Here is an 11,913-nt window from a genome sequence, read left to right on the forward strand (position 1 = left end):
ATAGGTTCCCGCGTTTATCTATAACCGTCACGCCGCCGGAACGCTGTTAGCTGACCTTGGCCGAAATCTCGGTCCGTCCTTGAGAAGTCTCCCGCGAGGAGGCCGAAGGCGAAGGTCTCTAGGGAGGAGGGGTGCGATGCATAGGAAGACTATGCTCTTGGCCGCGGCTGCGGCTTTCACGGGAGTCATGGGAGCGGGGCAGGGGGCCTTGGCCCAGACGGCGACGCCGGCGGCCGAGCCGCAGGACGGCTTCGCCATCGAGGAGGTGGTGGTCACCGCCCGTCGCGTCACCGAAAACCTCCAGGACACGCCGGTCTCGGTGTCGGCCTTCACTGGCGACATGCTGGAGCGCCGCCAGATCGCCAGTACGGCCGACCTCGACGACGCCACGCCCAGCCTGCAGTTCGCGCCCGTCTCGCCGCTGACCGGCAACTCGGCCGCGGCCCAGATCTTCATCCGCGGCGTGGGCCAGACCGACGCCACCGCCGGGGTCGATCCTGGCGTCGGCCTTTATATCGACGACGTCTACATGGGCTCCGCGGTCGGCGGGGTCATGGACTTCCGCGACATCGCCGGCGTCCAGGTCCTGCGCGGACCGCAGGGCACGCTGTTCGGCCGCAACACCATCGGCGGCGCCATCCTGCTGACCACGGCCGCGCCGGGCGAGGACTTCGGCGGCAGCTTCAAGGCCGGCTTCGGCACCGACAACCTGCGTGAAGGGATCCTGGCGCTGAACGTGCCGATCTCCGACACCGTCAAGACCCGCTTCACCTACGGCACGCGCGTGCAGGACGGTTACGTCACCCGTCTCTACGACGGCAAGAAGCTGGGCGACGTCAACACCTTCACCATCACCGGCAAGGTCCGCTGGACGCCGACCGAGAAGTTCACGGCAGAACTGCGCGGCGACTACACCAAGTCCGACGAGAACGGCGCGCCGCTGGTCTTCGCCGCCATCAACGAGACCTCGGCCTTCCCGCGGGCGGTCAGCTACGCCGCCGGCTGCCCGGGCATGGCCTCGGTCGGCACGACCGTGCCGTCGATCAACGACAAGCGCTGCGCCAACGACTATTACAACGCCGGCAAGTACGCCAACAACGGCACCCACCCGGTCAACAGCGACCTGGAGAACCTCGGCGCCTCGCTGCTGCTGGAGTACCGGCTGGCCGACGCCCTGACCCTGAAGTCGATCACCGCCTACCGCACCCTGGAATGGGCCGGCAGCCGCGACGCCGACAACACCCCGTTCCCGATCCTGGCGACCGACTATTCCAGCAAGGGCTTCCAGGCCAGCCAGGAGTTCCAGGCGCTGTATTCGGGCTCGCGCCTGACCGGCGTGGCCGGCCTGTTCCTGTTCCGCCAGGCCGTGGACGACATCCTGACCGTCACCCTGTCGCCGCCGACCGCGCCGACCGGCACGCGCGACAGCAACAACAACGAGGTTCGCAACAAGAACTGGGCGGCCTTCACCCAGTGGACCTTCAAGGCGACGGACGCCCTGAGCGTCACCGCCGGCCTGCGCTACACCGACGAGACCAAGGGCTCACGACCCTACCAGTTCAACTACTCGAACCCGACCGTGCTCTACGTGCCCTACAAGCTCTATGAGCGGAAGTTCTCGGCGACCACGGGCTCGTTCCAGGCGCAGTACCGCTGGAACTCGGCGCTGATGACCTATGTCAGCTGGTCTCAGGGCTTCAAGGGCGGCGGTTTCAACAGCCGCTTCAACGGCGTCGTCGCCTCGGGCCAGCCGCCGTCGTTCGAGCCCGAAACGGCCGAGACCACGGAAATCGGCGCCAAGCTCGATCTCGGCGGCAAGCTGCGGATCAACGCCGACATCTTCAACACCGACTACCAGGATCTGCAGTTCACTTACCGCGTCGGCACCGCGCCCTACCTGTTCAACGCCGGCAAGGCGACGATCAAGGGCCTGGAGGTCGAGTACACCTACGTGCCGACCAGTAAGCTCGTCATCGAAGGGGGCTTCAGCTACCTCGACGACAGCATCGACGAGGTCTCGACCATCGTCGGCGCGACCACGGCCGTCACCACCAACAGCCAGCTGCCCTATACGCCCAAGTGGCAGGGCAACGTCTCGGTGGCCTACACCGTCGACCTGTCGGGCGACCTGACCCTGATCCCGCGCGGCGAGATCGTCTACACCGACAGCCAGTTCTTCGACGCCGGCAACACCAAGGAAATCGCCCAGCTCGACGCCATCACCAAGTTGAACGTCGGCGTGGTGCTGGAGAACAAGGTCGCCGACTGGAAGGCGCAGCTGTCGGTCAACAACCTGACCAAGGAGATCTATCCGGTGGCGGGCAACTCCTCGCTCAGCACCAGCTCGGGCTATGCCGAGGTGGCCTACAACCGCGGCCGCGAAGTGGCCCTGTCGTTCACCAAGCGCTTCTGAGGCGCGAGAGCCGGTCGGCCCGTTGCGGGCCGGCCGGCCTTGCCGACTGTTCCTCCGGTTGCGACGCGATCGTCTGGTGGGGGCGATATGGCGGCTACTCGACTCTAGCTATGGGGGAGTGACCTTCGAAACGGGTCGCTGGCTCGGTGACCGATCAGTCCCGAAACGCCTCGAGGATTTGCGGCCGGGCTCCTCTCCGGGCCGAAAATTGCTGGACACGTCCGCAGCCTCCTGAACTTGCAGTCGCCGTCTTCCGCTCGCCGACGGCCATGGTCAACCGCCTTTAAACCTTGGCGTTGCGTGGTTTTCCGGCGCCGCCGTGTCCCGCGATCGCCGCCTTTCAGTCGAGCTTGGCCGTCGTGCGCGGGAAAGGTTCTCGCGGACGCGAACTCCATGCTTCCGGCTTGAAATGAAGGCGGTTGAGTGCGCCGTGAGCTGACACACAATTTTCGCGATTGAGATGCTGTTTCGCAATTGCAAAGTTTAGCGTGACAGGCGTAATCTGCCCGCGTCGGTTGTGGTGGGGCGTAGGGTGACCAGTTCGCGTGCGGAGGGGGATGAAGGCCTTGAGTGCCTCGTTCTCATCCTGGGGTTTCATCAGATTGGCGCTGATCCCCAACAGCTTCGCCATGCCCTGGGCAAGGGCGCGCCGGCGGATGCTGGCGACCTGGTCCGTCTGGCCCGCCGCATGGGCGCCAAGGCCAAGATGGCCCGCCTGCCGCTGCGGCGGCTGGAAGACGCGCCGTTGCCGGCGATCGCCAAGGGGCGGGCCGGCGACTTCTTCATCGTTGCGCGCGCGGTCGCGGGCGAGGTGCTGGTGCAGTGGCCCGGCCAGCCGCCCAAGACCCTGTCGATGGACGATCTGTTCGCTGTCTGGGACGGCGAGGCGGTGCTGATCACCTCGCGCTCGGAGGTTCCGGGCGGAAGCAAGTTCGACGTCACCTGGTTCATTCCGGCCCTGGTCAAGTACCGCGGCCTGCTGGGCGAGGTGCTGGCCGCCTCCCTGACCCTGCAGCTCTTCGCCCTGGCCACGCCGCTGATCTTCCAGGTGGTGATCGACAAGGTGCTGGTGCACCGCGGCCTGACCACGCTGGACGTGCTGGCCATCGGCCTCGGCTCGGTGATCCTGCTGGAGACCCTGCTGGGCGGCCTGCGCGCGGCGCTGTTCACCCACACCACCAGCCGGGTCGACGTCGAGCTCGGCGCGCGGCTCTATCGTCACCTGCTGGCCCTGCCGATGGCCTATTTCGAGAGCCGGCGGGTGGGCGACACCATCGCCCGGGTACGCGAACTGGAAACCATTCGTGAGTTCCTGACCTCGTCGTCGGTCACCCTGGTCATCGACCTGCTGTTCACGATCATCTTCCTCGTGGTGATGTGGTTCTACTCGCCGTGGCTGATGCTGATCGTGCTGATCGCCATCGCCCTCTACGCCCTGACGGCGGGCCTGATCACCGGCCCGCTGCGCCGGCGCATCGAGGAGCGCTTCCAGCGCGGCGCCGAAAGCCAGGCCTTCCTGGTCGAGAGCGTCGCCGGCATGCAGACCCTCAAGGCCGCCGCCGTCGAGCCGCAGATGCAGACCCGCTGGGAGCGCCTGCTGGCCGGTTATGTCGCCGCCGGCTTCAAGGCCGCGCGGCTGAACATCTGGGGCGGCCAGGCGATCCAGCTGATCAACAAGGCCTCGACCGTCCTGATCCTCTATATCGGCGCGCGCCTGGCCCTGACCGGCCACATGACCGTCGGCGAGCTGGTCGCCTTCAACATGCTGGCCGGTCGCGTGGCCGAGCCCGTGCTGCGCCTGGCTGGTCTGTGGCAGCAGTTCCAGGAAGCGCGCGTCGGCATCGCGCGCCTGGGCGACGTGCTCAACAGTCCGACCGAGGCCCAGTTCTCGCCGTCGCGCGCCGCCCTGCCGCGCATCGAGGGGCGCATCGCCTTCGACGACGTCACCTTCCGCTACAAGCCTGGCGGTCGCGAGGCCATCCGCCGCGTCAGCCTGGCGGTCGAGCCGGGCGAGGTGATCGGCGTGGTCGGGCCCTCGGGCTCGGGCAAGTCGACCCTGACCAAGCTGGTCCAACGCCTCTATGTGCCCGAGAGCGGTCGGGTGCTGGTGGACGGCGTCGATCTGGCCCAGGTCGATCCGGCCTGGCTGCGCCGGCAGGTTGGCGTGGTGCTGCAGGAGAACCTGCTGTTCAACCGCTCGGTGCGCGAGAACATCGCCCTGGCCGACCCGTCGCTGTCGATGGAGGCGGTGATGGCCGCCGCCAGCATGTCCGGGGCTCACGACTTCATCCTAGAGCTGCCGGAGGGCTACGACACCGTGCTGGAAGAGCGCGGCTCCAACCTGTCGGGCGGTCAGCGCCAGCGCATCGCCATCGCCCGGGCCCTGATCACCAATCCCCGCATCCTGATCCTCGACGAGGCCACCAGCGCGCTGGACGCCGAGAGCGAGGCGATCCTGCAGGCCAACATGCGCCAGATCGTCCGTGGTCGGACGGTGATCGTTATCGCCCACCGGCTCAGCGCCATCCGCGTGGCCAGCCGCATCGTCACCATGGAGAACGGCCAGGTCACCGAGACCGGCACCCATGACACGCTGATGGCCGCCGGCGGGCGCTACGCCCAGCTCTGGCGCGCCCAGATGCACGGTCATCACGGAGTGGAGGCATGAGTTTCGCCGCCCACGTCCGCGTCTTCACCCAGGCTTGGAGCGAGGAAAGCCGCCGCCGTCGCGCCGGCGCCGCTCGCCAGCGGGTCGAGACCGCCTTCCTGCCGGCGGCGCTGGAGATCGTCGAAAGCCCGCCGTCGCCGATCGGCCGCGCCATCAGCTGGACCATTGTCGCCGCCGCCTTCGGGGCGCTGGCCTGGTCGTGCTGGGCCAAGGTCGACATGGTCGCCGTCGCCGAAGGCCGCCTGGTGCCCACGGGGCGCTTGCGCAGCGTCGAACCTTCCGACCCGGGCGTCGTCCGCGCCATCGCCGTGCGCGAGGGCGAGCGGGTGCGGCCGGGCCAGCTGCTGATCGCGCTGGACCCCACCGTGGCCGACGCCGACGCCGAAAGCGCCGTGACCGAGCTCTCCACCGCCGGTCTGACCCTGGCCCGCGCCAACGCCCTGCTGGGCTACGCCGCCGGCCGCGGCGGAGCCGTGATCGCGCCGCCCGACTCCGAGCCGACCGCCGTCGAGGCCGAGCGCCAGTTGGTGGCCGCCCGCATCCAGGCCTACGAGGCCAAGCGCGCTTCCCTGGGCGAGCGCCGCATCGGCGCCGAGGCCAGCGCCCGCCAGGCCGAGGCCGAGATCGTCAAGCTGCAGCGCACCCTGCCGATCCTGCAGCGCCAGCTCGACGACCAGAAGGGCCTGGAGGCCAAGGGCTACGGCGCCCGCCAGAAGCTTCTCCAGCAGGAGCAGGCCATGGTCGCCGCCGAGCAGGACCTGATCTCCCAGCGCGGTCGCCTCGACGAGGCCCGCGCTCAGGTCGCCTCGCTGGCCCGCGACGCCGCCGAGTTGCGCGAGCAGTTCGTCGGCCAGGCCGCCCAGGAGCGCGCCGAGGCCGAGGGCCTGGCGGCCACTCGCGCCGACTCCCTGCGCAAGGCCGAGCAGAAGCGCCAGCTCCAGACCCTGACCGCCCCGGTCGGCGGCGTCATCCAGGCCGTGTCAGTCACGACGCTGGGCGAGGTGGCCGAGACCGGCAAGGCCCTGGTCACCATCGTTCCCGACGGCGAGGCCCTGGTGGTCGAGGCCCTGGTCCTCAACAAGGACGCCGGCTTCGTGCGCACCGGCGACCACGCCGTCGTCAAGCTCGAGGCCTATCCCTTCACCCGTTACGGCACACTGCAGGGCGAGGTCGTCCAGATCTCCCCCGACGCCATCGTCGATGAGAAGCGCGGCCTGGTCTTCCCGGTGCGCGTGAAGCTCTCGACCACCCAGCTCAGCGTCGAAGGCCGCCGCGCCCTGCTCTCAGCCGGCATGAGCGCCTCCGTCGAGATCGTCACCGGCAAGCGCCGGGTCATCGACTTCATCTGGTCGCCGGTCGCCAAGACCGTCAGCGAAGCGGGGAGGGAGCGGTGAGCGAGAAGTCGTTTGGCGAGGTGAAGAAAGGGAAGCCGGTGCAGACCATGTTCGGGATCCTGCTCCTGGTCATTGTCGCCGGCCTTATGGTCGTGCGCTTCGATCTTCTGCGTCGCTCATACGGCGGTGAGGTTGGTTGGACGATCCCCGCTTACGAAGATCTTCTTTCCGCTAGCGGTGTCTTTGCCGTTGAACCGGTGAAGTCTTCGCGTGCGCCGTACCGATTCAAGACGACCAGCGGAGAGATCCTTGTCTTGCAGTGCTACCCCAAGGGGGATGCTTACAGGATATCGGATTCCAATACTTGCTTGGAAAATCGTCACGAGATTACGAGTGGTGCAAATTTCGATATCAAGTATTTCAAAATTTCTGATAAATCAGGAAATATTCAGAATATTTTGAGCGAAGTTACCAGTGCTGGAGCGGTTGTGCTTTCTTTTTCGGAAAGTGTTTCCAGTTATGAAGTCGCCATGAATATGCAAAAGAAGGAAAAGGGTGGATTTTTGCCGCTTGCATTGATCGTTGGGGTCTTTGTGCTTGCAGCATTCGCCTTCATCTTTCTGAAGAAATAAGCAATATCCGTCCTAATGTAAATTCCATGCTAGGTGGAGGGTAGTAATGTCCGTTAGTGCGAAGGCTGATTCTATACAGTTCGGTACTGACCTGTCTATCTTCCAGGTCAAGACGCTCGCGCTTGGAAAGGCGTGGTCTGTCTACAACCAGGATCCAAGCACCGCCAACAAGAACGGCCTCGGGATGGCGGTCAACGACACGTCCCTGGCGTTTATGACGGTAGTCAAAGACCTTTTCGACATGGCGACAAACAGTCCCATGGCTGGAAAGTTGGGGAAAGCGCTTGGTATCGCCGGTCTCGCCAGCGACTTGACCTCCGCCTATCAGACGGCTCAACAGATTCAAGCGCTACTCAACAGCGGTCAACCTGTTCCTTTTGCTCTATATCTGAAGATGGGTTCGATCATCTTCAAACTTGGGCCGCAAATCATACTGCTCGGCGTCGAATTTGGGCTCGTGACGGTAAGCGCGCCCGAAACCGCCTTGATATTGGGTGGTCTGGTTCTCGCTGGTGAAGTGATCGGGGTCATCGCGGATTTCCTGCCGGCGGGTCAAGTTTCGACCGAGCAGCGGCAACAACTGGCCGCGGCGAAGAACACCCTGGGTTCCGCCGCCCGACAGATGGCGCCCGAGTCCTCGAACGTGTTGGCGGAAACCATAGTCAACAGCTTCAAGAACTATGATCTTGGGTCTTCGCGGTCTTCGAACTGGTTTTATCCTGAGCAGACCTCAAGCAACGCTCACGAGTTCCAGATCTGGGACAAGCAGACCGGGAAGGTCATGTTCCGCATCGTGGATGGCACTGGCCATGCCCTGACCTTCCCAAGCGGTTCGGACCTCGTATTCCACACTGCGGCCGGCGACATCCGCGTGTTGCCTGACGGCACTGTCACCAAGACGGTGAATGGTGTGACCACCGTGGTCCCGCCGTCCGCCGATGGTTCTGCGACGGTTATCACCGTCAGTCCCAGCGGCCTTACCATCGGCTCTGAAGCTAATAAGCCGGCCGACTTTTCGACCGCGCGTAGGCACACGCCGGCGGAGAACGCAGAACTTCTGTCGGTGGCCGGCACGGTCGGCTCGATCGTGGGGTCGAGCATCGGATCCATGTTGGCGGGCGACGACAAGGTGGCCGGCGTGGTCTACTCGTCGGTGCTCGGTGAGATTGGTGAGCGGCTAGCTGCGGCGCTCGTGGCCCAGGCCGCGGGCGAAACGGTCATCGGGGTCGCGACCAAGGGCGGCCTTGAGGTGTTCGGCGCCGACGTGGCCGTGCGCGCTGGCCAGGCGGCGATTGGCTCTGTCAGTTCCTGGCTGTCGATGGAGCTGGGTGAAGCGCTCGGCCTCAAGGGCTTCGGTGCGGAACTCTTTACGACGGTGGGATCGACCGTCACCTCCCGGGTTATCGGCAACCTGCTCAACAGCGCGTTGGGGCCCAATGAAATCTGGAACGGGTTCGTTCCGAAGAGCACGGTCAATCCGCAGGGATCCGCGCCGACCAGCGGGATCGCGATCGCCAATGCGGTGGGGTCCTTCTTGGGCGCCAAGCTCGGCGCGATGATCGTCAGCCCGACCACCCAGGCCGGTGTGGCGCTGTCCTCGATCGGATCCGCCCTAGGCTCCTTCGTCGCGGGCAAGATGATCGGTCAAGTGACCGGCATGTGGATGAACCTGCTGGTGCCCGGCGTGGGCTCCTTCGTGGGCTTCGTGCTGGGGGCGCTGATCGGCAATCTCTTCGGTAAGAAGAAGCCCAAGATCCCAAGCGCCAGCGCCGAGACTGTTCTGCAGATTCCCTACGCCGAATATCAGCTGGGAACCATCACGGTCACCAACAACGGCAACCGCGACCTTGTCACCTCGATGGCTACGACGGCGCGGGACACGCTGAACAATCTCATCGGCGTCGTCGCTTACATCAATAACGCGACCTATGTGTCCAATCTGAACGGCTATGGTACCACCCAGATCTACGGGCACACCGGCAATCAGATCTACGTCAAGATCAACGGCGTTCAGAACAATTTCGCCTCGGCCGATGCGGCTGTGGAGTTCGGAACTCTGACCGCGATCCGCAATACTAAAATCGTCGGCGGCGACATCTTCTCCAAGCGCGCGATCCTCCGCTCGGCGGCCGCGGACCTGACCTCGCTCAGCGGTGACTTGCAGGTCGCCAGTGATTATCGCGCCTATACTCAAAACCGGGCGCTGGTGAATAGCGCCATCTCGGGGGCCTACGCTTCACTGACCGAGGCGGAGCAAAGCTATTATGCCTCCAACAAGGCGTTGATAGACAAGTTCCAGACGCAAGGAGTCGCGTCGCTGACAGCCGGCGAACTCGCGACCTATAACGGCAACAAGGTCACGATCGACAAGATCGCACTCGCGCTCAAGAGCCAGGCGGTCGCCAATCCCTGGATCATCACGCTTCAGCGGGTCAGTGAACTCGGACTCGAGAAGTTCGCCACCTCAGACTTCTACGGCGGTCTGCGCGGGTTCCTCGACAGCTTCGACCTGCATGGTCACGGCGTGGCCTATGAGGACGCCAATTTTCAATGGAACGGCGGCAACGACTTCGTCGTCTCCGTGGCCGGCGGAACCGAGGGGCTGTTCTCCATCCTGCCGACGGCTTCAGCGGACGGTCGAACGGTCACGATCAACGGCCTCGACAAGATCGGCTACACCTGGGTCAACGCTGGCGGGGGAACTTCCGGCAACGACTATATGGAATACCGCTGGAATGGCGGCGGGGTGATCCTGGACGACAATCACACCGAGACCGAGATCACCTACGAACCGGTCTGGAACGGTTGGGATTACGACTACATCGAGCACGTCAACTACGTCACGGTTGACGGCGGCGACGACATCTTCATCGGCAGCCAGTATGGCGACCAGCTTTACGGTCGCAGCGGTTGGGATTGGCTCGATGGCCAGGCCGGCAACGACTACATCGACGGCGGCGAGGGCAACGACACGCTGATCGGGCGTGACGGCGATGACAGCCTGGTGGGCGGCGGCGGCGACGACTATCTGTCTGGCGGCCTTGGCAACGATGGCCTCTATGGCGGCGTCGGCAATGACGTTCTGGTCGGCGGCGACGGCGCCGACACCCTCCAGGGCGAGGACGGCAACGACACCTTCATTCTGTCCGCCGACTACAACTGGAATTGGATCGTCGGCGGCAATTTCAACTTCAGCAGCGATCCGACCGGCAGCGACACGGTCAGCGCCGAGCGCTTCGGGTTTGGTGTCTTGCTCGACCTCGACGTGCGTCCGAGCGACTGGAACAGCCATCCGGACGCCAGCATCGCCAACCCGGCCAGCCGCCTGCTGGAGGTGCGCAGCGCCGACGGCTCGCAGTGGTACAGCAGCAGCGGCCTGATCAACATCGAGAACGCCACCGGTTCGGACTATGGCGATCGCCTGTTCGGCTCGGCCGGAAACAACGTGCTCAAGGGTGGGGCCGGCAATGACCAGCTCTACGGGCGAGACGGCGACGACGTCCTGGAGGGCGGCGCGGGCGCGGACTATCTCGACGGCGGCGCCGGGTGGAACGCGGTGAGCTACGCCGGCTCGTCGTCGGGGGTCAATGTCGACCTTTCCAACGGTGAGGCGTTCGGCGGCGACGCCGATGGCGACACGTTCCTCAACATCGGCAGCGCGACGGGCTCTCAGGCCGGTGACCAGTTGAAGGGCAACCAGTACAATAACCGCCTGGAGGGCCTTGGCGGCAATGACTGGCTCATCGCCACCAACGGCGAGGACACCTATGTCGGCGGCGAGGGCAAGGACTTCGTCGATTATTCGACGGGCTTCGCCAGCGGAACCTCGACCTACCAGGTCTGGGTCGAGGACGGCTACTGGGAGTACGACTACTACGACTACTCGCAGTACTGGGTGTCGACCGGCGGTCACTACGAGACCACCACCACCACGGTCGCGGCCCTGAACATCAACCTGGGCAGCGGCTACGCCCAGGTGCGCGGGACCGACGGCACGGTGTCGAACCATACGTTGACGGGCGTCGAGGGCGTGATCGGCACGGCCTATGCCGACACGATCGGCGGCGGCACGGCCGACGAGACCTTCGTCGGCGGGGCTGGCAACGACTATCTCTACGGCGGAGCCGGGGCCGACACCTACGTCCTCAATCGTGGGGACGGCTCGGACACCATCGTCGAGGACAGCGCCGGCTGGAACGTGGTCTCGTTCGGATCGGACGTGAAGTTCTCCGACATCTGGGGCGGCACGATCGGCGGGGCCAGCGGCTGGCTGGACCTGGGCATCCGGGGCGACGCCCAGGTGCGGATCGGCGCCAACTTCTATCCGACCGCAGGCAACAACAAGATCAAGTCGATCGACATGGGCGGCGCTTCGCAGCTCGACATCGGCTCGGTCAACTTCGGCGTGGCCAGCGACGACAACTCCACCACACTGGTCGGCAGCAAGACCAATTCCGACCTGATCCTGGCGATGAACGGCGACGACATCGTCTGGGGCGCCCAGAGCGGCCAGGTGGAGAGCAACGGCAATGTCGTGGTCGGCGGTCTGGGCAACGACCAGATCCACACCTCCAACGGCGACGACCAGTTCGGCTACGACCGTGGCGAGGGGCTGGACATCATCTGGGACACCGGCGGCGAGGACACCCTGGCCTTCGGGGCCAGTGTGGCGGCCGAGGACGTGATCTACCAGGTGGTCGGCAACGACCTCTACATCGGCGCCAAGGACCTGACCAACACCGCGCTGACGGCTAGCCAGGTCGCCGACCGGGTGCAGATCGTCGGCGGTGGGGTCAAGTACGTGACCATGGACGGCTACTCCAACACCGTCCTCTACGAGAGCTTCAACACGGTCGAATACGTGCT

Annotated in this window: 5 protein-coding genes; all 5 read left to right on the top strand. The window is 65.1% G+C overall.

Translation table 11 applies throughout. The features are described 5' to 3' along the window. Nucleotides 1-136 precede the first annotated feature (136 nt). Nucleotides 137-2,413, top strand: a complete 2,277-nt coding sequence (locus AC07NS_RS22945; RefSeq protein ID WP_494607018.1) for a TonB-dependent receptor — start codon at nt 137-139, stop codon at nt 2,411-2,413. A 532-nt stretch (nt 2,414-2,945) separates the two neighbouring features. Continuing rightward, nucleotides 2,946-5,081: a type I secretion system permease/ATPase gene (locus tag AC07NS_RS22950; protein ID WP_494607019.1), complete on the top strand. Its 2,136-nt coding sequence runs from the start codon at nt 2,946-2,948 to the stop codon at nt 5,079-5,081. Then, nucleotides 5,078-6,475 carry an HlyD family type I secretion periplasmic adaptor subunit gene (locus AC07NS_RS22955; RefSeq protein ID WP_494607021.1) on the top strand — a complete coding sequence of 466 codons (1,398 nt, stop codon included), beginning with the start codon at nt 5,078-5,080 and terminating at the stop codon, nt 6,473-6,475. The genes AC07NS_RS22950 and AC07NS_RS22955 overlap by 4 nt, the downstream gene beginning before the upstream one ends. Further along, the gene (locus tag AC07NS_RS22960; protein WP_494607023.1) at nt 6,472-7,047 is read left to right on the top strand and encodes a hypothetical protein; all 576 of its coding nucleotides are present in this window, start codon (nt 6,472-6,474) and stop codon (nt 7,045-7,047) included. Before AC07NS_RS22955 ends, AC07NS_RS22960 begins: the two co-directional genes overlap by 4 nt. Nucleotides 7,048-7,093: 46 nt before the next feature. Next, a partial coding sequence (locus tag AC07NS_RS22965; protein WP_494607025.1) for a calcium-binding protein occupies nt 7,094-11,913 on the top strand: 4,820 nt, incomplete at its 3' end.

Source organism: Caulobacter sp. GW821-FHT10A10, from assembly GCF_059415745.1.